The 21,403-nt window shown below is 71.5% G+C and carries 20 protein-coding genes and 2 tRNA genes; 8 read left to right on the forward strand and 14 right to left on the reverse strand.

Annotation, left to right across the window (positions count from 1 at the left end; translation table 11 throughout):
• Positions 1-15: 15 nt before the first annotated feature.
• From OG299_RS14425 to OG299_RS14450, 6 genes are all read right to left on the reverse strand, one after another.
• Positions 16-1,323: an HD-GYP domain-containing protein gene (locus OG299_RS14425; protein ID WP_266625666.1), complete on the reverse strand. Its 1,308-nt coding sequence runs from the start codon at positions 1,321-1,323 to the stop codon at positions 16-18.
• A complete protein-coding gene (locus tag OG299_RS14430; RefSeq protein WP_327361694.1) occupies positions 1,320-2,924 on the reverse strand; it encodes an HD-GYP domain-containing protein in 1,605 nt (534 codons plus the stop codon). The genes OG299_RS14425 and OG299_RS14430 overlap by 4 nt, the downstream gene beginning before the upstream one ends.
• A 178-nt stretch (positions 2,925-3,102) precedes the next feature.
• Entirely contained in the window at positions 3,103-3,405 is a 303-nt protein-coding gene (gene rsrA, locus OG299_RS14435) for a mycothiol system anti-sigma-R factor (RefSeq protein WP_053784609.1), read from the reverse strand.
• Entirely contained in the window at positions 3,402-4,046 is a 645-nt protein-coding gene (locus OG299_RS14440) for a sigma-70 family RNA polymerase sigma factor (protein WP_008741505.1), read from the reverse strand. The genes rsrA and OG299_RS14440 overlap by 4 nt, the downstream gene beginning before the upstream one ends.
• Positions 4,047-4,337: 291 nt before the next feature.
• Positions 4,338-5,000, reverse strand: a complete 663-nt coding sequence (locus OG299_RS14445; protein WP_327361695.1) for an alpha/beta hydrolase family protein — start codon at positions 4,998-5,000, stop codon at positions 4,338-4,340.
• Between the two features lie 18 nt (positions 5,001-5,018).
• Positions 5,019-5,834, reverse strand: coding sequence for an SOS response-associated peptidase (locus OG299_RS14450; protein WP_266625672.1), 816 nt, complete (start codon positions 5,832-5,834; stop codon positions 5,019-5,021).
• A gap of 53 nt (positions 5,835-5,887) precedes the next feature.
• On the opposite strand from OG299_RS14450, the gene OG299_RS14455 reads away from it, so the two are divergent.
• The 4 genes from OG299_RS14455 (at position 5,888) to OG299_RS14470 (ending at position 9,449) form a co-directional block, all read left to right on the forward strand.
• On the forward strand, positions 5,888-6,601 hold the full coding sequence (locus OG299_RS14455; RefSeq protein ID WP_266625674.1) for a M50 family metallopeptidase: 714 nt from the start codon (positions 5,888-5,890) through the stop codon (positions 6,599-6,601).
• A gap of 75 nt (positions 6,602-6,676) precedes the next feature.
• Positions 6,677-8,014: a 3-phosphoshikimate 1-carboxyvinyltransferase gene (gene aroA / locus OG299_RS14460; RefSeq protein ID WP_327361696.1), complete on the forward strand. Its 1,338-nt coding sequence runs from the start codon at positions 6,677-6,679 to the stop codon at positions 8,012-8,014.
• Positions 8,015-8,023: 9 nt separating this feature from the next.
• Positions 8,024-9,034, forward strand: coding sequence for a ribosome small subunit-dependent GTPase A (rsgA, locus tag OG299_RS14465; RefSeq protein ID WP_327361697.1), 1,011 nt, complete (start codon positions 8,024-8,026; stop codon positions 9,032-9,034).
• A 91-nt stretch (positions 9,035-9,125) separates the two neighbouring features.
• A complete protein-coding gene (locus tag OG299_RS14470) occupies positions 9,126-9,449 on the forward strand; it encodes a DMT family transporter (protein ID WP_030153546.1) in 324 nt (107 codons plus the stop codon).
• Here the strand turns inward: OG299_RS14470 and OG299_RS14475 are convergent.
• On the reverse strand, positions 9,415-9,987 hold the full coding sequence (locus OG299_RS14475) for a TetR/AcrR family transcriptional regulator (RefSeq protein WP_266625681.1): 573 nt from the start codon (positions 9,985-9,987) through the stop codon (positions 9,415-9,417). The two genes, OG299_RS14470 and OG299_RS14475, sit on opposite strands and share 35 nt — an antisense overlap.
• A gap of 137 nt (positions 9,988-10,124) precedes the next feature.
• On the opposite strand from OG299_RS14475, the gene hisN reads away from it, so the two are divergent.
• Together hisN and OG299_RS14485 are read left to right on the forward strand one after the other, a co-directional pair.
• Positions 10,125-10,931 (forward strand): histidinol-phosphatase, encoded by an 807-nt coding sequence (gene hisN, locus OG299_RS14480; RefSeq protein ID WP_266625683.1) that lies wholly within the window; start codon positions 10,125-10,127, stop codon positions 10,929-10,931.
• Positions 10,932-11,122: 191 nt separating this feature from the next.
• On the forward strand, positions 11,123-11,518 hold the full coding sequence (locus tag OG299_RS14485; protein WP_053784601.1) for a CBS domain-containing protein: 396 nt from the start codon (positions 11,123-11,125) through the stop codon (positions 11,516-11,518).
• 76 nt (positions 11,519-11,594) lie between these two features.
• Here the strand turns inward: OG299_RS14485 and OG299_RS14490 are convergent, their stop codons facing one another.
• Positions 11,595-13,064, reverse strand: coding sequence for a catalase (locus OG299_RS14490; RefSeq protein ID WP_266625685.1), 1,470 nt, complete (start codon positions 13,062-13,064; stop codon positions 11,595-11,597).
• A gap of 131 nt (positions 13,065-13,195) precedes the next feature.
• Between OG299_RS14490 and OG299_RS14495 the strand changes: the two genes are divergently transcribed.
• Entirely contained in the window at positions 13,196-13,612 is a 417-nt protein-coding gene (locus OG299_RS14495) for a Fur family transcriptional regulator (RefSeq protein ID WP_053784599.1), read from the forward strand.
• A 118-nt stretch (positions 13,613-13,730) separates the two neighbouring features.
• Here the strand turns inward: OG299_RS14495 and OG299_RS14500 are convergent.
• The 4 genes from OG299_RS14500 to OG299_RS14515 form a co-directional block, all read right to left on the reverse strand.
• A tRNA-Met gene (locus OG299_RS14500) sits at positions 13,731-13,804 on the reverse strand.
• A gap of 101 nt (positions 13,805-13,905) precedes the next feature.
• Positions 13,906-15,753, reverse strand: a complete 1,848-nt coding sequence (locus tag OG299_RS14505) for a tetratricopeptide repeat protein (protein WP_406512682.1) — start codon at positions 15,751-15,753, stop codon at positions 13,906-13,908.
• Positions 15,754-15,991: 238 nt separating this feature from the next.
• Positions 15,992-16,065 (reverse strand) — tRNA-Met (locus OG299_RS14510).
• Positions 16,066-16,110: 45 nt separating this feature from the next.
• Positions 16,111-18,987, reverse strand: a complete 2,877-nt coding sequence (locus OG299_RS14515) for a UPF0182 family membrane protein (RefSeq protein ID WP_266633233.1) — start codon at positions 18,985-18,987, stop codon at positions 16,111-16,113.
• A 142-nt stretch (positions 18,988-19,129) separates the two neighbouring features.
• On the opposite strand from OG299_RS14515, the gene OG299_RS14520 reads away from it, so the two are divergent.
• The gene (locus tag OG299_RS14520; protein WP_266625690.1) at positions 19,130-19,705 is read left to right on the forward strand and encodes a PPA1309 family protein; all 576 of its coding nucleotides are present in this window, start codon (positions 19,130-19,132) and stop codon (positions 19,703-19,705) included.
• A gap of 18 nt (positions 19,706-19,723) precedes the next feature.
• Here OG299_RS14520 and OG299_RS14525 read toward each other — a convergent pair whose 3' ends face one another.
• Positions 19,724-20,815, reverse strand: coding sequence for a YlbL family protein (locus OG299_RS14525; RefSeq protein WP_266625692.1), 1,092 nt, complete (start codon positions 20,813-20,815; stop codon positions 19,724-19,726).
• Between the two features lie 116 nt (positions 20,816-20,931).
• Entirely contained in the window at positions 20,932-21,129 is a 198-nt protein-coding gene (locus OG299_RS14530; RefSeq protein ID WP_030859410.1) for a hypothetical protein, read from the reverse strand.
• Positions 21,130-21,403 lie beyond the last annotated feature (274 nt).

Here is a 21,403-nt window from a genome sequence, read left to right on the forward strand (position 1 = left end):
CTCATTACCCATGGGTTACCCAAGTGGGACTTGACCGACTCTGTCACGTCCGCCCCTGGCCAGAACCCTTGCAAGACACTCCACGACCTCTGGCTGATAGTCGCGCCCGGTGCCCAGCCTGAGCTGCTCCAGGGCCGCCAGTGAGCCGCCGGGGTGACGGGTCCCGCCGAGCAGGTCGTCGTACGCGTTGACCGCCCGTACGATGCGCGCGGCGACGGGCTGGTCCCGGTACGGGTCCGCCTGCCGCTCCACGACCACGGCCACCTCGGCGGGCACCCCGGTCTGCCGGGCGACCTCCCCGCCGAGCACGGCGATCCGGCGGGCCTCGGCGGCGGGCAGCCCCGCGGTGGCCCCGGCCCGGACCGGGTCGACGAGCGAGAGCTGGCCGATGTCGTGCATGAGGGCGGCGTATTCCAGCACGGTGAGCTCCCGCTGCGACAGCCCGAGCTCCCGGCCGACGGCGCAGCTCAGCACGGCGACGCGGCGGGAGTGCCCCGGGCGGGTACAGCCGGCGATCTCGGTGGCCCGGGCCAGGGAGGTGATGGTCTGGCGGTACGTGGTGCGGATCGCGGTGATCCGGTGGAAGGACAGCTGGGTCAGCAGCAGGGGCACGCAGAGGACGGGCAGGGCCCACAGCCCGGCGACGGCCACGCCGAGGGCCATGACGACCCCGGTGGCGCAGATCGCCGAGCCGATGCCGAGCTGGGCGCGCAGCTCGTCGCGCAGCAGCGGCCCGTACGGCCGGCCCGTGCGGGCGCCGGCCGGCGCGGCGGCGAGCACGGCGTCGCAGAGGGCGGTGAGGCCGAGCAGGAAGAGCAGGAAGAGGACGAGGTACGGGCCCTGCCCGATGCCGTGCTCGAGCCGGCCGGAGTTGTAGAGCGGCTGGAAGCAGACGGCGGCGAAGGCGACGGTGAGGACCCGGCGGGCCAGGTGGTCGGCGGCGGGACCGCGGCCCCGGGCGATGTGCGGGACGATCCCGGCGAGCGCCGCGGCGACGACGACCGCGACGATCTGGAGCACCCCGTGGTGCGTGGACTGGGTGGCGTTCGGGCCGAGCAGGGCGTACGCGAGGGCGCCGGCGGAGCCCAGCGGCGCGGGCCGGCGCTCCTCGGCCGCGTCCCGGGCGGCGCGGGGGTCGCCGTCCGCCCGGCGGTCACGGGTGTCGCCCGTGTCACGGCGGGCGAGCTCGCCGCAGGCGATCAGGGTGCCGAAGGCCAGGGCGGTGCCGGGCTCGACGACGCCGTACCAGAGGGTGTGCCCGAGCCCGGCCAGGGTGAGCACCCCGGCGGCCCCGCGCACCGTCCACACGACCGCGCCCCTCATGCCCCGCCCCCGCCGTCCGGGTCCTGCCCGGCCCGCGGGTCCACGGTCCGTACGCCCAGGCGGGCGCCCTGGGCCGGGAGCCCGGACAGCCCGGGGCCGCCGGGGTCCGGGACGGCCGCGGCAGGGGCGGCCACAACAGGAGCGGCGGCGGCTGCGGCGACGGCCGCCGGCGCACGGCCGACAGCGGAAGAGGAAACGGCACCGGCACCGGCACCGGCCGGGATCACCTGCACGTCGTCGTCCGCGGTGACCACCGGGTGCCAGCCGTCCCGGCCGATCGCGCCCACCAGCGCGTGCACCATCGCCGGGTCGAAGTGCGCCCCTGCACACCGTTCCAGCTCGGCGAGCGCCACCGGCACCGGCCGGGCGCGGCTGTACGAGCGGGTCGAGGTCATCGCGTCGAAGGCGTCGGCCACCGCCACCACCCGGGCCAGCACCGGGATCTGCTCACCGGCCAGCCCGTACGGGTATCCGGTGCCGTCGACCCGCTCGTGGTGGTGCAGGATCGCGGACCGGGCCTCCCCCAGGAAGCCGATGCCGCGCACCATCTCGTGCCCGTACTCGGGGTGCAGCTCGATGACCCGGCGCTCCTCGGGCGTCAGCGGCCCGTCCTTGCGCAGCAGCCGGGTCGGGACGCCGAGTTTGCCGACGTCGTGCAGGATCCCGGCGATCCGGACGACCTCGAGCCGGTCCTCGGACATGCCCAGCTCGCGGGCGATCATCGCCGAGGCCTGGCCGACGCGCTCGCTGTGGCCGCGCGTGTAGCGGTCCTTGAGGTCGACGGCCTGGACGAGCGCCCGGATCGTGGCCTGGTGGGCGGCCCGTTCGCGGTGGTACTGGGCGAAGACCCAGCAGGAGATGTACATCGGCAGCAGGACGAGGATGGCGGCCGGGAGCCCGTACGGGCTGCGCCACATGACGGCCATCATCAGCCCGGCGAGGCCGTGCACGCAGTGCGGGGCCAGGGAGCCGGTGACCAGTCCGCGCCACGCGGTCCGCGCGGGCCGTCCCTCGGCGGCGGCCAGGATGCCCGCGTCGAGGGCGGCCAGTACGAGGCAGAAGGCGGCGGCCGCGGCCGCCGCGGGGAGCATCGCGTACGGGAATTCCGCGAGCCGGCCGGCCGCACCGGGCGGCCCGGACCCCCCGAAGGCCGCTCCGAAGGACCCCGCGAAGGGGCTTGCGCCGAGCGCGGCCGGCCCGCCCAGCAGGGCGAACGTCCATCCCGCGGCCCAGGCGGCCGTGGCCTGCTGCGCCGCGTGCCACACCCGGCGCACCCGGGCGGGGCGCTGGAGCACGGCCTGGGCGAACCCGCCGGGCAGCGCGACGAGCGCGGCGGCGGCCGGCGGCAGCAGGAAGACGGCGGCGAGCACCACGGGGAAGAAGGAGCCGATGCCCTCGGGGACCCGGCTGCGGCTGCCCGGCAGCGGGCACAGCTTGACGAGTTCGCAGCCCAGGTAGAGGAGGGCGAGCAGCCCGACGACGGGCCAGGGGGTGCCGGAATCGGCGAAGGCCGGGGCGGTGCAGGCCAGTGCCGCGAGGACGGCGCACAGGATCAGGGCCCGCATGAGGGAGGGACGCGCCGCCGGCGGAGGTACCCGCATGGCGCTCTCCTCCCGTGTGCCGTGCGCACCCGGTGCCGCCGCGTCGCAGGGGCACCGTCTGGGGAGAATAGGTGGGGCCCCTTGTGCAGCGGGCCACATTTTCGTATTGCGCCGTACGGGCGCCCCCGGATTAGCACCTTCGGGTGAACGAAGTGGGTTTCCAGGGGCGGTTGTTCGATTAGCCGGTGGCGGGATCCGCGGTCACGTCGTGATCGGGAACGGCCTGGCCCGAACGGATCAGTTCGATCCGGCCCATGACCTTCGAGCGCAGATCGGTCGGCACGTCGTCCGAACCGCAGCAGCGCTTCACCAGCTTCTTCACGGCCTGCTCGAGGCCGTACTTCTCCAGACAGGGATTGCACTCGCCGAAGTGCGTCTCGAACTTCGTGCAATCGCTGTCCGGCATCTCGTGGTCCAGGAACTCGTACAGGTGGTCCAGGACCTCAGAGCACTCCGTCTCGTGCGGCTCTCCGCAGCTCATGAGCCCGAGCCTTTCAGGTCGTTCGACTCTCCCGCGCCGGCGGGAACCAGCCCGCGCTCACGGGCATAGTCCTCCAGCATTCCGCGGAGTTGACGGCGGCCACGGTGCAGTCGCGACATGACCGTACCGATGGGTGTACCCATGATGTCCGCGATCTCCTTGTACGCAAAGCCCTCTACGTCGGCAAGATAGACCGCGATGCGGAACTCCTCCGGAATGGCCTGAAGCGCTTCCTTCACATCCGAATCGGGCAGGTGGTCGAGCGCCTGCGATTCGGCGGAACGCAGTCCCGTCGACATGTGCGACTCGGCGCGCGCCAGCTGCCAGTCCTCGATCTCCTCCGCCGCGCTGCGCTGCGGTTCACGCTGCTTCTTGCGGTAGGAGTTGATGAACGTGTTGGTCAGAATGCGGTAGAGCCACGCCTTGAGATTGGTGCCCTCGCGGAACTGGTGGAAGGACGCGTATGCCTTCGCGTACGTCTCCTGGACCAGGTCCTCGGCGTCGGCCGGATTGCGCGTCATGCGCAGTGCGGCCGAGTACATCTGGTCGAGGTAGCCGAGGGCGTCCCTCTCGAAGCGCGCATTGCGCTCCGGGGTTGTCTCCTCCGCGTGGCCTTCGTCGGTCCCAGCGACAGGACCCACCTCCTCCGACTGCGTGACGGCTCCGAAAGCGGACCCGCTCGAATCGGAGAATAGTCGACCATCCCGGCCTTCCGCCGCCTGAAGCAGGCCGCGCTTGGGCCCGGGCAGGACCGTCCAGTCCAGGCCTGCCGCCTGCGGACGGTGCTGGCTGATGACCTGGGTCATGCGCTCCCTCTCCTCCGACGATTTCCCGTGCGTTTCCGACATCCGGCACAACAGAAGGGCCCGGCCGTGCATTCCCGGGGCCGGGGGCCTGCGCCGGGCAGGCTCCGAAAGGTGATCGGGATCACGTCAGAGGGGAAGTCCGGCGAGCCATGCGGCGACGGCCCCGGTGATCGCCTCGAGGGTTTCCTCCTGGGTCGGACCGGCCTTCTTCGGCACCGCGAAGCCGTGATCGGCGTGCGGGACCTCCACCAGTTCGTACGCCGCCCGCGCGGTCGGCGGCGGGAACTCCCCGGGCCGCCCGAAGGGGTCCCGGCCGCCCTGGACGACCAGGGTGGGCCGCCCGGCGCCGGTCAGCTCCTCGGCCCGGGACTTCTCGGGCCGGCCCGGCGGGTGCAGCGGGAACGCCAGCGCCAGCACCCCGGCCGCCCCCAGCTCTGCGGCGGTGCGGCAGGCCATCCGGGCCCCGGCGCTGCGCCCGCCCGCCACGACGGGCAGCCCGGGCTTCGCCAGCGCCGGCCACAGGCCGCGCCAGCCCTCGTCGAGCACCTTGGGCGCGGCGGCCACCTTCTTCCCGGCGACCCGCCACGGCTGCTCGACCAGCGCCACGGTGACCCCCTGCGCGGGCAGGGCGGCGGCCAGGGCCTGGAGGTCGCGGGCCTCGATCCCGCCGCCGGCGCCGTGGCTGACGGCCAGTACGAGGCGGGCCGTGCGGGCGGGGGCGGGATGCCAGGTGATGCGGGCCTCGCCCGCCGGGGTGTCGACGCTCTCGGTGCGCGTACGGGTGGTCATGGACCCATCCTGCACGGGTCAGAACAGCGTGCACTCCTGCGGCGCGGCCAGCTCGTCGAGCAGCTCCGGCCCGTTGTTGCGCACGTTGCTGACGGCCGTGGACACCGGGTACGCGCGCATCAGCCCGCCCGGCGGCGGCATGAGCAGGCCCTGGAGTTCGTCGGTGTCGGTGCGGGCCGGGTCCAGCCAGGCATCCCAGCGGTCCGGGGTCAGCATCAGCGGCATCCGGGGGTGGATCTCGGCGAGCGAGGCCGGGCCCTCGGCGGGGGCCACGGCCAGCGGCCCGGTCTCGGCCTCGGCGGTGATCACCGAGCAGGTCGCCCACCAGGCCTGCGGGTGGTCGCCGGGGAGGGTCGGGTCGCGCCAGAACTCGTACACCCCGGCCATGGCGAAGACGGAGCCGTCGGCGGGGAGCACGAAGTAGGGCTGTTTGCGGGACCGCTTCTTCTTGCCCTCGACCTCGAGCTGCCGCTCGTCGTGGGCGGTGACCCACTCGTAGTAGCCGTCGGCCGGGACGATGCAGCGGCGCTGCGCGAAGGGCCGGCGGAAGGACGGCTTCTCGGCCAGCGTCTCGGACCGGGCGTTGATCATCCGGGCGGCGCCGTCGGGGTTCTTGGCCCAGGACGGGACGAGCCCCCACTTCAGGGTGCGCAGCTGACGAACCGGACGCGGATCCGGAGCGTCCTTCACAGGACGGTCGAGGACGACGTGGACCGCCTTCGTCGGCGCCACGTTCCAGTCGGGTGCCAGGGTCTCCTCCGGCTCCCACCGCTCGATGCCGAAGGCCTCCACCAGGTCCTCGGGCTTGCGACTCGCTGCATACCTTCCGCACATGGCTGCCACACTGCCATCTCACCCGCTCACCACCGCAAGGAGTCCGCCACTCTATGGACAGCACCACGACCGCCGGCCTGTGGGACCGGCTGACCGGCATACAGACCCCGCCGGCCCTGTGGCTGGTGATCGTGACGGGCGTGGTCGCGCTGGCCGCCGTGGGGCCGCGCCCGCTGTGGCGGCTGTCCCGCAACGCCGTGACCATCGCGCACGAGGGCGGCCACGGGCTGATCGCGCTGCTGACCGGACGGAAGCTGGACGGGATCCGGCTGCACTCCGACACCAGCGGGGTCACCGTCAGCGTCGGCAAGGCGACCGGGCCCGGGATGATCCTGACCGCCGCCGCCGGATACCCGGCGCCCTCGCTGCTCGGGCTCGGCGGGGCCGCGCTGCTGTCGGCCCACCGGATCACGCTGCTGCTGTGGGCGGCCACCGCGCTGCTGCTGGCGATGCTGGTGATGATCCGGAACGCGTACGGCGCCCTGACGGTGGTGCTGTCCGGCGCCGCGTTCGTCCTGGTCTCCTGGCTCGCCCCGGCCGAGGTCCAGGCGGCCTTCGCGTACCTGGTGGTGTGGTTCTTGCTGATGGGCGGCGTGCGGCCGGTCTTCGAGCTGGGCGCCAAGCGCCGGCACGGCGGGGCGCCGGATTCCGACGCGGACCAGCTGGGGCGGCTCACCCACGTCCATCCGGTGGCCTGGCTGCTCCTGTTCCACGCCGTCGCGCTGTGCTCGCTCATCGGCGGCGGGCGCTGGCTTCTCAACCTCTGAGACGGATCCCGTCCGGCCCCGCTGCGGCGGCGCGATCAAGATCTGGGCCCGGGAGGAACCACTAAAGTGGGGGCCATGACCGAGACCCCCGCGCTCCATGCCCTCTGGCCCGCTCCGCTCGCCGACGGCACCGTCCACGCCACCGTCACCGTGCCCGGGTCGAAGTCGGTCACCAACCGCGCCCTCGTCCTCGCCGCGCTCGCCGCCGAGCCGGGCTGGGTGCGCCGCCCGCTGCGCTCGCGCGATTCCCGGCTGATGGCGGACGCGCTGCGCGCGCTGGGTGTCGGCATCGAGGAGACCGCCTCCTCCAGCTCCGGTGACGGCTCCGGCGGCGAGGCCTGGCGGATCATCCCGGCCGCCCTGCACGGCCCGGCCACGGTCGACGTCGGCAATGCGGGCACGGTCATGCGCTTCCTGCCGCCCGTCGCCACCCTGGCCGCCGGCGACATCCGCTTCGACGGCGACCCGCGTTCCTACGAGCGCCCGCTCGGCCAGGTCATCAGCGCCCTGCGCGCCCTCGGCGCCCGGATCGACGACGACGGCCGGGGCGCGCTGCCCCTGACGGTCCAGGGCGGCGGGGCCCTGGAGGGCGGCGTCGTCGAGATCGACGCCTCCAACTCCTCGCAGTTCGTCTCGGCGCTGCTGCTCTCCGGCCCGCGCTTCAACCAGGGCGTCGAGGTCCGGCACGTGGGCACCGCGCTGCCGTCGATGCCGCACATCCGGATGACGGTGGAGATGCTGCGCGCGGCGGGCGCCCAGGTCGACACCCCCGAGGCGGGCGGCGAGCCGAACGTGTGGCGGGTCGCGCCGAGCGCGCTGCTGGGCCGGGACATGGTCGTGGAGCCGGACCTGTCGAACGCGCAGCCGTTCCTGGCGGCGGCCCTGATCACCGGCGGCACGGTCACGATCCCGGACTGGCCGCGCCGCACCACCCAGCCCGGCGACGAGCTGCGCCGGATCTTCACCGAGATGGGCGGCTCCTGCGAGCTGACCGACGCGGGCCTGGTCTTCACCGGCAGCGGCAAGATCCACGGCATCGACGTGGACCTGAGCGAGGTCGGCGAACTGACCCCGGGCATCGCGGCCGTGGCGGCACTGGCCGACTCCCCGTCCACCCTGCGCGGGGTGGCGCACCTGCGGCTGCACGAGACGGACCGGCTGGCGGCGCTGACTGCGGAGATCAACGGGCTCGGCGGCGAGGTCACCGAGACCGCCGACGGCCTGCACATCCGCCCGCGCCCGCTGCACGGCGGCGTGTTCCACACGTACGACGACCACCGGATGGCCACCGCGGGTGCGGTGATCGGCCTGGCGGTGGAGGGCGTGGAGATCGAGAACGTGGCGACGACCGCGAAGACCCTGCCGGACTTCCCCAGGATGTGGGCCGACATGCTCGCAGGAGCGGGAGCGTAGGGCCCCGTCATGCGCAGGTACGGCAAGCACACCGACGAGGACGACATCCGTCAGCGGCCCAACCCCAAGGGCAACCGGCCCCGGACCACCATCCGGCCCAAGCACGAGGACGCGGCCGAGGGCTTCGTCCTGACCGTCGACCGCGGCCGGCTGACCTGCCTGGTCGACGGCCGCACGATCCACGCGATGAAGGCCCGCGAGCTGGGCCGCAAGGCGGCGGTGGTCGGCGACCGGGTCTGGATCGTCGGCGATCTGACCGGCAAGAAGGACACCCTCGCGCGGATCGTGCGGATCGAGGAGCGCAAGTCCGTCCTGCGGCGCACCGCGGACGACGACGACCCGTACGAGCGGGTGGTCGTCGCCAACGCGGACCAGCTGGCGATCGTCACGGCGCTGGCCGATCCGGAGCCGCGGCCCAGGATGATCGACCGCTGTCTGGTGGCCGCGTACGACGCCGGGCTGGAGCCGCTGCTGGTCCTCACGAAGTCGGACCTGACCTCGGCGGACAAGATCCTGGAGATCTACTCGACGTTCGGCCTGAACTACGTGGTCACCAACCGCGAGGAGCTGGCGAGCGGCGACGCCGCCGACCGGGTGCGCGAGCGCCTGAACGGCCGGATCACCGCGTTCGTCGGCCACTCGGGCGTCGGCAAGACCACCCTGGTGAACTCGCTGGTCGCCGAGGGCCGCCAGCGCGCCACCGGGCACGTCAACGCGGTGACCGGCCGCGGCCGGCACACCACCACCTCGGCGCTCGCACTGCCGCTGCCGGGCGGCGACGGCTGGGTCATCGACACCCCGGGCGTGCGCTCGTTCGGCCTGCACCACGTGGACCCGTCCCGGGTGATCCTGGCCTTCCCGGAACTGGTTCCCGGTACGGAGGGCTGCCCGCGGGCCTGCAGCCACGACGAGCAGGACTGCGCGCTCGACAAGTGGGTGGAGGAAGGCCACGCGGATCCGGCGCGCCTGTACTCGCTGCGGCGGCTGCTCCAGACCCGCGAGCGCCGCGAAGGAGACTGATCGTCCGGCGGGGTTTGCCGAGCGCCACGTCTGGTAAATGCATAATCGCACCACGTGACATGACGTCACCTGACGCGGGGAGGCATGCGCCATGGCGTGGCTGCTGGTGGTCGTCGCCGGAATCCTGGAGACCGGTTTCGCGGTCTGCCTCAAGCTGTCCCACGGGTTCACCCGGCTGTGGCCGACCATCGCCTTCGCCGCCTTCGCGCTCGGCAGCTTCGGGCTGCTGACCCTGGCCCTGAAGAAACTGGACGTGGGCCCGGCCTACGCGGTGTGGACGGGCATCGGGGCCGCCGGGACGGCCATCTACGGCATGGTCTTCCTCGGCGATCTGGTCTCGACCCTCAAACTCGTCTCGATCTCGCTGGTCATCCTGGGCGTCATCGGCCTCCAGCTGTCCGGTTCGGCTCACTGAGCAGGCGCAGCAGCCGCATCAGCTCACCGAGTCCCGGCTCCTCGCCCGGGGCTATCACGTAGGACAGCGCGAGGCGTACGGCGAGCTCGCACCGCTGCGCCCCCTCCCCCGGGGTGAGCGCCACCGAGGCCCGGTCGCGGACGGCCCGGGCCAACTCCCCGGGTCCCGGGGCCGGTACGCCCGGCCGTATTCCCTGCCCGGGCGGCATCGGTAAGTTCCCGTCCCAGCACCCCGTCAGCAGGGCCCGTACGAGGGGACGCGCGCGGGCCGCCCGTACGGTCCACTCCGCGACCGAGGCGAGGCGCTCGGCGGCCCCGGCCGGGGAGCGCAGGACCCGGTCCACCCCTTCGAGGTACCAGTCGGCCTCCTGGCGCACCAGGGCCCGGCCCAGGCCCGCCTTGCCGCCGAACTCGTTGTAGAGGGTCTGCCGGGACACCCCGGCGGTGGCCGCCACGTCGACCATCCGCACGGACGGCCAGGGGCGCGCCAGGAGAGCCGCTCCCGCCGCTTCCAGCAAGGACTCCCGGGCTGCCGGCATCCGCGCCTCCCCGCTCGACTTCCCCCGCTCGGCCTTCCCGCCAGAGTTGACGGACCGACAGAACCTGTCAAGGGCGCCTGCCGGTCGCACCGTGGACGCCGTTCGCCGGGTCCGGGGAGTCCCGATACTGTTCGGCCATGCCCGAGTATGACGATGACCTCCGCCTTGCCCTTGAGCTCGCCGATGCGGCGGACGCCGCCACGATGCTGCGTTTCCGCGCCCTCGACCTGAAGGTCGAGACGAAGCCGGACATGACCCCGGTGAGCGAGGCGGACAAGGCCGCCGAGGAGATCGTCCGGGCCGGGATCGAGGCCGCGCGGCCCGCCGACGCCATCCTGGGCGAGGAGTACGGCCTCAAGGGCAGCGGTCCGCGCCGCTGGGTCGTGGACCCGATCGACGGTACGAAGAACTACGTGCGCGGCGTCCCCGTCTGGGCCACGCTGATCTCGCTGATGGAGGAGGGCGCCGACGGGGTCTTCCGGCCGGTGGTCGGCGTCGTCTCGGCGCCGGCGCTGGGCCGCCGCTGGTGGGCGGCGCAGGGCGGGGGCGCGTACGCCGGCGGTGCGCTGGGCGCTGCGCCCGTCCCGCTCGGGGTCTCGAAGGTGGGCACCCTGGGCGACGCCTCGTTCGCGTACTCCTCGCTGAGCGGCTGGGAGGAGCAGGGCCGGCTCGCCGGGTTCCTGGACCTGACCCGGCAGTGCTGGCGGACCCGCGGGTACGGCGACTTCTGGCCGTACATGATGGTCGCGGAGGGCTCGCTGGACCTGTGCGCCGAGCCGGAGCTGAACCTGTGGGACATGGCGGCCATCGCGGTCGTGGTCCAGGAGGCGGGCGGCCGGTTCACCGACCTGGACGGCGCGGAAGGCGTGCACGGCGGGAACGCGGCGGCTTCGAACGGGCTGTTGCACGAGGAAATGCTGGGATGTCTGCGCCCGCGCGCCTGAGCCGTTCGGGCCCTGCACCCGGACAACCGGGTGCGCCCTCTTGATGACCCTCCGTGTCCATGGGAATCTGAGGATCCATCCGCTTGTGCGCTTGTGAAGGCCTTCTCTAAGTTCCGTGCCCGTTCGGTGCGGACCTTCACCGGGTGCACCCACCCAAGCGGAGGGACTCTCCCCAGGAGGTGGCTCTCTTCATGCTCGTCCGCGACGCCATGAGCACCGTGATCCTCACCCTCGGACCCGCCCACACCCTCCGGCAGGCGGCCTGCCTGATGTCCGGCCGACGGGTCGGCGCAGCCGTCGTCCTCGATCCCGACCACAGCGGAATCGGCATCCTGACCGAACGCGACATCCTCAACTCCATCGGCGCCGGACACGATCCCGACCGGGAGTCCGTGGGCGCGCACACCACCAACAACGTGGTGTTCTGCACCCCGCAGGCCACCGTCCAGGAGGCCGCCGAGGCGATGGTCCACGGCGGCTTCCGCCATCTGATCGTGCTGGAGCACGGCGGGCCCGTCGGCATCGTGTCCGTACGCGACGTCATCCGCTGCTGGGTGCCGGCGAGGAGGAGCACCGTACCGGCGTAGCACCGCACGTACCGGCGCAAGCCGGAGGGCCGGACCCCGTCGGGGTCCGGCCCTTCAGCTCTCGGCGAGCGGGGGATCAGCCGCGGAGGGCCTGGACCGCGGCCTCCAGCCGCTTGCCGAAGTCACCGTCAGCCTGGCGGAAGTTGTTGATCGCGCGCTCGGCGAGGTCGTCACGGGAGACCTTGGCGATGAAGCCGGACAGGTTCTCGATCAGACGGGACTTCTCGTCCTCGGACATCAGGCGGTAGAGGTTGCCCGCCTGGACGAAGTCGCTGTCCTCGGAGTGCACCGGGGCGGCGTGGTTGCCCGTGCCGCCGGTGACCGCGGTGGACTGCCACAGCGGACGGTCCGTCTGGAAGGGGCCGCCGAAGCTGTTCGGCTCGTAGTTCTTCGCACCCTTGTGGCGGCCGTCGTACAGGAAGCCGTCACGGGAGTTGGTGCGCGCCTCGGTGGCGTGCGGGCGGTTCACCGGCAGGTGGTCGGCGTTGATGCCGACGCGGTAGCGGTGGGCGTCGCCGTACGCGAAGAGGCGGCCCTGGAGCATCTTGTCCGGGGACGGGCCTATGCCGGGGACGAAGTGCGCCGGGCTGAATATGCTCTGCTCGACCTCGGCGAAGACGTTCTCCGGGTTGCGGTTGAGCTCGAGCTTGCCGATCTCGATCGGCGGGTAGTCCTCGTGCGGCCACACCTTGGTGAGGTCGAACGGGTTGAAGCGGTACTCGGCCGCGTCCGCCGCCGGCATGATCTGGACCTGCACGGTCCACGTCGGGAACTCGCCGCGCTCGATGGACTCGCGCAGGTCGCGCTGGTGCGAGTCGGGGTCCTCGCCGGCGAGGCGGTTGGCCTCGGCCTGGGTGAGGTTCTCGATGCCCTGGTCGGTCTTGAAGTGGTACTTGACCCAGAAGACCTCGCCGGCCTCGTTGTTCCACTGGAACGTGTGCGAGCCGTAGCCGTTCATGTGGCGGTAGGACGCCGGGATGCCGCGGTCGCCGAACAGCCAGGTCACCTGGTGGGTGGACTCGGGCGACAGACCCCAGAAGTCCCAGACGTTGTCCGCCTCCTGCGAGCCGGTGTACGGGTCGCGCTTCTGGGTGTGGATGAAGTCGGGGAACTTGATGGCGTCCTTGATGAAGAACACCGGGGTGTTGTTGCCGACGAGGTCGTAGTTGCCCTCTTCGGTGTAGAACTTCAGCGCCCAGCCTCGGGGGTCTCGCACCGCGTCGGCCGCACCGAGGTTGCCCGCGACGGTGGAGAAGCGCAGGAAGGTCTCGGTCTGCTTGCCGACCTCGGACAGGAACTTCGCCCGGGTCCACTGCGAGACGTCACGGGTGAGGGTGAACGTGCCGTACGCGCCGGCGCCGCGGGCGTGCACCACGCGCTCCGGGATGCGCTCGCGGTTGAAGTGCGCCAGCTTCTCGAGGAGCAGCTGGTCCTGGACCAGAACGGGACCTCCGACGCCGGCCGTCTCGCTGTTCTGGTTGTCGGCGACCGGAGCCCCGGCCTCCGTGGTGAGCGGTCCCTGCGTCACGTGCGCCTCCTGCGTCATTCCCTGCGTGTCCTGTCCTTGGCCTTTGCCGTACTCGATCCTACGATGGACTTTGTCTAAGTCAAGTAAGAATCCAATTCCACACAGGTTCGGGAGTTACACCGAATCCCCTCGCTGTTAGGCTGGTGTCCATGAGTGACCTGCTGGAACGACTTCGCGGACGCGGATGGCGCATGACCGCACAGCGGCGTGTCGTGGCCGAGGTGCTCGACGGTGACCACGTTCACCTGACGGCCGACGAGGTGCACGCCCGGGCGGTGGACAAGCTGCCGGAGATCTCGCGCGCCACCGTCTACAACACGCTGGGCGAGCTCGTGTCCCTCGGCGAGGTCCTGGAGGTCTCCACGGACCGCCGGGCCAAGCGGTACGACCCGAACGCCCACCAGCCCCACCAGCACCTGGTCTGCGCCCAGTGCGGCGCGATCCGCGACGTGCACCCGTCGGGCAACCCGCTGGCGGACCTCCCGGACGCGGAGCGCTTCGGCTTCGTGGTGTCGGCGGTCGAGGTCACGTACCGGGGCCTGTGCCCGTCCTGCGCGGGGGCGTGACGGACGACGGACGAAGACGGGCCCGGGAGCAGCGCTCCCGGGCCCGTTCTTTTCGACTCTTTTCGTCGTGAAACGGCTGAAGGCCCGGATCCAGAGGATCCGGGCCTTCAGTCTTCAGTAGCGGGGACAGGATTTGAACCTGCGACCTCTGGGTTATGAGCCCAGCGAGCTACCGAGCTGCTCCACCCCGCGTCGGTAAACACGACTTTACGCGACGCCCCCCGACAGATGCAAATCGCTTAACGATGTGGCTCCGGGGTAGCCCCGCCGGCGTTCGGGGCGCGGGCCGGGGGTCAGGCGGAGAGCTCCTCGGCGAGGGCTTCGCGGAGCCGGGCGGCCCGCTCGGACACCTCCGCCGGCCCCAGCTCCATGGCCCGGACGCACCACTTCTGTCCCTCCGCCAGGTCCCCGTGCCGCGCGGCGAGCAGCCCCAGCCGCAGCGCCGCCCGGCCGTGGCCCGCCACCGCGGCCCGGGTCCACCACAGCGCGGCCTCCGGCTCGTTCCCTTCCCGGGCGAGCAGCAGCCCGAGGTTGAACGCACCGTTGCGGGAGCCTGCCTCGGCCGCCTCCCGGTACCACCGCGCCGCGACGGCCAGATCGCCCCGCGCAGCGGCCAGCATCCCGACCCGGACCTGCGCACGGCGGTGCCCCAGCTCCGCGGCGCGCTCGTACCACTCCTCGCTCTCGGTGGGCTCGGCGCCGCCGGCCGGCTCGCCCAGCGCCACCGGCTCCGGCGGCGGAGCCAGCGATTCCAGCAGTGCGGCCAGCCGGAACGCCGCCTCCGCGCTGCCGCCGCCCGCGGCGCAGCGCAGGTGCCGCTCGGCCGCCCGGTCCTCACCGTCGCGCACCAGCGCGATGCCGACCTGGAGCGCCGCGTCCGTGTGGCCCGCCGACGCGGCCCGCTCGTACCACTTCAGCGCCGTGCGGTCCTCGTCCCGGCTCGCGAACAGGATCCCGAGGTTGAACGCCGCGTCGACGCTGCCCGCCTCGGCCGCCTTCGAGAACCACGGCTCGGCCCCCGCCGCGTCGCCGACCTGCAGCAGCATGATCGCGAGCGCGTTGGCCGCCTCGCGGTGGCCGGCGTAGGCCGCACGCCGGTACCACTGCTCGGCCTGCGCGGTCCGCTCCTGTGCGGCGCACAGCAAAGCAAGGTTGTACGCCCCGTTCTGGTCGCCCGCGTCCATGGCGGTCCGGTACCACTTCTCCGCGGTCTGGGTCTCCCCCCGCGCGGCGTGCAGGGCGCCCAGTGCATTGGCGGCGTTGCCGTCGCCGTCCTGCGCGGCCCGGTTCCACCACGCGACGGCGCTCTCCTCGTCGCCGGCGTCGCGCAGCAGGAAGCCGAGCGCGCACGCGGCCCGTGCCTCGCCCTGCTTGGCGGAGGTCAGGTACCAGCGCCCGGCCTCCTTGAGCTCCCCGCGCGCCTCCAGCAGGGCGCCCAGGTGCAGCGCGGCCCGCCGGTGCCCGCGCGCGGCGGCCTGCCGGTACCACTGCTCGGCCTCGGTGGGGTCGCCCTTGCGCAGGTGCCGGGCCAGCCGGTACGCGGCCTCGCGGTGCCCCTGCTCGGCCGCCTGGCGCAGCCAGCGCTCGACGCCCTTGTCACCGCGGTGCTCCAGCAGGTCGGCGAGCCCGTACGCACCCAGGGCATGGCCGGATTCGGCCGCCTGGCGCAGCCAGTACTCGGCGGCGGGCTCGTCCCCGCGCTCGCGGAAGTGGCGGCCCAGCGCGTGTGCGGCCGGCGCGGATCCGGCGACGGCGGCGACCCGCCACCAGCCGGCGGCCTCCTCGGGGTAGCCCCGCTGGAGCAGCAGCACTCCCAGGTTGTTGGCGGCGGCGCGGTCCCCCTCCGCGGTGGCGCCGCGCAGGTACGGCTCGGCGCCGGCCAGGTCGCCGCGGCGCAGCAGCAGCGCCCCGAGCACGCTCATCGCGCCCGGGTCCCCCCGGTCGGCCGCGACCCGGTGCCGTGCTTCCAGCTCGGTGTCGCTCGCCGGGTCGGTCTCGGCGAACATTTCCTCCGCGAAATCCGCATCGGTCAGTGCGGTCTGCGCGTTAACGACCGGAGCCTCCTCGTTGGCCTCTGCGCCCGATTCGACTTCCGCCCTCACAAACCGCCCTGTCTCCAGCAGAGTTGACCTGTCCCCCATAAATCCCATCGTCGCATCACCTGCTACCCGCGTACACCTGGTATGTCGCAGCCTGTGAGGTCACTACAGCGTTTTGTCGACATGCCCACAGAGAGATAAGTCAAACACGCTCCCGCCCCAACTCACCCGTCCCAGCTACCTCATGACCCCCGCGTGTCCTCCTGGACATGACGAAGGACGTGCCGAACCTGGACATGACGAAGGCCCGGATCCCATGGATCCGGGCCTTCATCTTCAGTAGCGGGGACAGGATTTGAACCTGCGACCTCTGGGTTATGAGCCCAGCGAGCTACCGAGCTGCTCCACCCCGCGTCGGTGAAACCACAGTATCACGACACGGGACCGAGCCATTACCGACTAACCACCGGGCTTCGGGGTCGCCACCTTGGCCTCCGCGTCGATCGCCCGCTGCAGGGCCGCCTTGATGTCGTCCTGGGCCTTGCCGAAGGCCGCCCAGTCGCCTGCCTGACGGGCCTTCTCGGCTGCCTCGATCGCCTTCTTCGCATCGTCGAGGGCCGTCTTGACCGTCGGGTCCGTGGCGGTCGGGGGCGTGGTGGTGCCCTCGCCGGGCGGGGTCACCGGAGTCGTGGGCACCGTCGGCGCCTCGGCTCCGAAGACCACGTTCAGCGCCTTCTCCAGGGAGTCCTCGAACGCGGTCTGGCCGCCGTACGTCACCAGCACCTTGCGCAGCAGCGGGTACTTCAGCCCCGAACTGCGCACGTACACCGGCTCCACGTACAGCATCCCGCCGTCCAGCGGCACCGCGAGCAGGTTGCCGTACTCGACCTCGGAGTCACCGCCGCGCAGCAGCCGGATCGACTCGGCGATCTTCGGTTCGGACTGGAACTTGCTCTGCACCTGCTTGGGGCCGTCGACCGGCTTGCTGGTCGGCAGCTTCAGGATTCTGATCTTGCCGTAGTCCGGGGTGCCGGGATCTGCGTTGACCGCCATGAAGGCGCTCAGGTTGTCCCGCTCGTTCGGCGTGAACGTCGTCGTGAGCGAGAAGACCTGGTCCTTCTCCTTCTGGTCCGGCATCTTCATCGACAGGTAGTACGGCGGGACCGCCGTGCCGGCCTTGGTCGTCGGGTCGTCCGGGACGGCCCAGGCCTCGCTGCCGCTGAGGAAGGTCTGCGGGTCCGTGACGTGGTACCGGGTGAGCAGCTCGCGCTGGACCTTGAAGAGGTCCTGCGGGTAGCGCAGGTGGTCCATGAGCGGCTTGGAGATGTCGCTCTTGGGCTTGACCGTCCCCGGGAACGCCTTCATCCAGGTCTTCAGGACCGGGTCCTCGGTGTCCCACTGGTACAGGCTGACCGTGCCGTCGTACGCGTCGACGGTGGCCTTGACCGAGTTGCGGATGTAGTTGACCTGGTTCTCCTGCGCCACCACCGCGCGCTGGCTGTTGGTGAGCGAGTCCGCGGTGCTCTGGCCCAGCGTGGTGCGTGAGGCGTACGGGTAGCCGTTCGTCGTCGTGTACGCGTCGACGATCCACTTGATCCGGCCGTCGATGACCGCCGGGTACGGGGCTCCGTCGATGGTCAGCCACGGGGCGACGGCTTCGACGCGCTCCTTCGGCGTGCGGTGGTAGAGGATCCGCGAACCGTCGCCGATGGCTCCGGAGTACAGGATCTGCGGCTCGCTGAACGCGAGCGCGTACGCCGCCCGGTTGACCGGGTTGTCGAGGTTGACGCCGGAGTCGCCCGTGTAGCTCGTCTCCTTCTCGCCCTTGTCGTCCGAGTAGTCGAGCTCCTTCTGCGGTCCGCCGACGATCGAGTACTGCTTCGTCTGCTCGCCGTAATAGATGCGCTGCTCGAAGTCCGTGCCGAACATCCCCTTGGAGGGCAGGTCGGACTGCGTGAAGTCGGGAGCGCCGTCCTTCACGGTGGTGCCCTTGGCCGCGACCACGCCGTAGCCGTGCGTGTACTTGAAGTGGTCGTTGATCCAGTTGTTCTTCGGGATGCCGCCGATGTTCAGCTCGCGCAGCCCGATGACCGTGTCCTGGCCGCTGTACCGGTCCACGGCGAGCGTGGACGGGAAGGCGTAGTAGCCCTTGACCTGCTGGAGCTGCTGGAAGGCCGGGGAGACGATGTTCGGGTCGAGGAGCCGGACGCTGGCGGTGGTGTTGGCCGCCTGCCGCAGCTTGGTCTTGTCCTCGGTCTGCGGGACGCCCGGGTAGTCCTTCACGTCGGACTGGTCGATCCCGTACGCGTCACGCGTCGCCTTGATGTTCTTCTCGACGTACGGCGATTCCTTGGCCTGCTCGTTCGGCTGGACCTGGAACTTCTGCACGATCGCCGGGTAGAGCCCGCCGATCAGGATCGCCGAGAGCACCATCAGGCCGAAGCCGATGACGGGCAGCTGCCAGGTGCGGCGCCACAGGGTCGCGAAGAAGAGCACGGCGCAGATGGCGGCGATGGCGACCAGGATCGTCTTCGCCGGCAGGTACGCGTTCGCGTCGACGTAGCGCAGGCCGGTCCAGTTGTCCGCGGCCTTGAAGTCGCTGGACTTCACGGCGAGGCCGTACCGGTCGAGCCAGTACGCGACCGCCTTCAGCGTCACGAAGAGGCCGAGCAGCACCGACAGGTGCCCGGTCGCCGCGGCGGTGGCCCGGGCGCCCGGGCTGGTCACGCGCAGTCCGCCGTACAGGTAGTGGACGACGACCGCGGCGATCACCGACAGCACGACGGCGGCGAAGCCGAAGCCGAGCAGGAAGCGGTACCAGGGCAGGTCGAAGGTGTAGAACGACACGTCCAGATGGAACTGGGGGTCCTTCTGCCCGAAGGGCACCCCGTTCACGTACATCAGCCAGGTCTTCCACTGGCCCGCCGCCGAGGCGCCCGCGATCATGCCGACGAGCGCCGCGATCCCGAGGAGCAGCCACGTCTTGTACGGGGCGACGCTCATCCGGTAGCGGTCGAGGCTCTGCTGTTCCATCGACATCGCGGACAGCGGCGGCCGCAGCCGGTACGCCAGCCAGATGTTCAGCCCGACGGCACCCGCCATCAGCAGGCCGAAGACGGCGAAGAGGCCGATCTTGGTCCACAGGGTGGTGGTGAAGACGGTGGAGTACTTCACGGAGCGGAACCAGAGCCAGTCCGTCCAGAAGCCCGCGAACATGATGAACGCCATGCCGAGGACGGCCAGTACGCCCAAGGTCATCAGAAGAGTTCGGGCACGCCGGGAGGGGCGGCCGACTCTCATCCGTGGCCCGGAGGGGCCTCCGCCGCGGTCCGGCATCTGGAAAGCCAAGGTGCGCACCTCGAAAGTCGCTGAGTCTCGTTACTGACATTTCTCAAGCTGGGCCCCCGATGGTAGGGCCCACTCATTCAACTTACTGAGGCTTTAGTCAGTTCCCGTTATCGGGTGGAGAGGAGGCAGGATGTTGTCCATGTCCAACCTTTCGCCTTCCCCGGGCGGCACGCCGATGGCCGCCACCCCCCTGACGCGTGCCGTCCTCGAGATCGACGAGTACGCCTCCACCCTCGGCTGGGACAAGCCCGCCCGGCTCTTCGCACTCGTCGACACCGCCAGGCTCCGCAAGTCGGAGCCCCGGCTCGCGGGCCAGCTCGGCCTCGACCAGGACGACGCGGGCAAGAGCCAGCTCACCCCGATCGAGCAGGACGAGGTGCCGAAGGGCACGCCGCTGGACAAGTTCCTGGGAACCATCGCCTGGCCCCCGTCGATCGTCGGCTGTGCGCTGACGGTGGAGCGGCTGATGCTGCCGCCGTCCGCGGAGGCCTCCGTACCGGAGGGGCTCAGCGACAAGCAGCTGGCCAAGTGGGTCGCCGCCCACCCGGACCGGCAGGAGGTGCGGCTCACCGTGGGCGTGCTGCGCGACGGATCGCGGGAGTCGGCCGTACGCCTGCGCGAGAAGGACTCGTCGACCGAGGTGCTGACCGGCGCGAGCCTGGTCCCGGGCCTGGCCGACGCGCTGGCCGCGACGTTCCTGGACTGATCGCGAGCTTCGGACGGGTCAGGGCTTGCCGCACTGCGGCAGCCCGGCCGTGTCCCCCTTGCTGATCTTCTCCAGCGCCTTCGTGGCGTCGCCGATGGTGGAGACCTTCACGAGGGTCAGGCCGTCGGGGATGTGCTGGGTGGCGGAGGAGCAGTTCTCGGCGGGTGTCAGGAAGTACTCGGCTCCGGCCTGGCGGGCGCCGATCGTCTTCATCTGGATGCCGCCGATGGGGCCGACCTTGCCCGCGTCGTCGATGGTGCCGGTGCCCGCGACGAACTTGCCGCCGGTGAGATCGCCCGGGGTGAGCTTGTCGACGATGCCGAGGGCGAACATGAGGCCCGCGCTCGGGCCGCCGACGTCGGCGAGCTTGATGTCGATCGCGAACGGGAAGGTGTGGTCGGTGCCCGCCCGGATGCCGACGATGGCGTGCCCGTCGCCCTCCGCCTTGGCGGTGGTGATCACGACCTTGTTCGACCCGGTGGGCTCGCGGTGCGCCTTCTCGGCCTCGGCCGCCTCGGCCATGGGCACGATGGTGAACTCGACCGGCTCGCCGGCCTTGCGCTTGGTGACGAACTTGGCCACGTCCTCGGGGGCGCCCACCGGGCTGCCGTCGACGGCCCGGATCACGTCACCGGCGTGCAGCTTGCCCTCGGCGGGGCTGCCCTTGACGACGGTGGAGACCACGACGCGGGTGGTGACCCCCGGCGTGCCCAGCTCCTTGAGGGCGGCCACCTTGGCGCTCTCCTGCGACTGGCTGAACTCCTCCGCGTTCTCCTGGGTGGACTGCTCCTCCGTCTTCCCGTCCGGGTAGAGGTTCTCGTGCGGGACGACGATGTTGTCGTCGGACAGCCAGCCGTAGACCGCTTCGAGCAGGTTCATGTCGTAGTCGGCGCCCGTGACGCGGACCGTCGTCATGTTGAGGTGCCCGCTGGTCGGGTACGTCTTGTGGTCCGCGATGCTGATGACGGGCTCGCCGCGCGAGTCCCCGAGCGTGTTCACCGTCGGGCCCGGGCTCATTTCCGAGTACGGGACCTTGATGAACACCCCTGCGCAGAGCAGCGCGAACAGCATGAGGGTGGAGGCGAGCATCGTCGCAGTGCGGCGTGGCATGGATCGACAGTACGGGACGGCCCTGACGGGCGGCCGCCGGGGCCGGTCCCTACGGGGGCCGTACGCGGAACTCTCAGCAGATTCTCAGAGGGCCTGGGGGCCTCGCCCGGGACGCGTCACACCGCGTCGGAACCGGAATGGGCCGCTTCCTTCACCCTGGCCTGATCGGCCTTGTCCATCGCTTCACGGAACCTCGCGTAACCCGCGAGTTCGGATATGTCACCTTGAGTGCGGTCGCGCGCCGCCCAGCTGCCCCATATCGCCGCTCCGATCGCGGCGAACAGCGGAATCAGCAACCACGCCAATGACGCCATGGACGTGCCTCCCTGCCCCGAAAGTACGTGTCGTTGGTGGCTTCAACGCTCGTGCCCGGGAGGGGGTTACGCAAATCGAGGGCGTGTTGCGCGGCCGAACGGGTGGGACAGTACCGGTTCGCGAAAACCACCCCGCGCCCGGGGCCCTCCTTCACCGCCGCCCTCGCACTGCACGGCGCCGGGGCGCCTCCCAGGCTTCGCCCGACCGCGCCGGACTCCGCCCGCCGAACCCCCGGCCGGCCGTCAGCAGGCGCCGACCCATTCCTCCGTGCCG

It is taken from the genome of Streptomyces sp. NBC_01296 (genome assembly GCF_035984415.1).
In the GTDB taxonomy this organism is placed as follows: domain Bacteria; phylum Actinomycetota; class Actinomycetes; order Streptomycetales; family Streptomycetaceae; genus Streptomyces.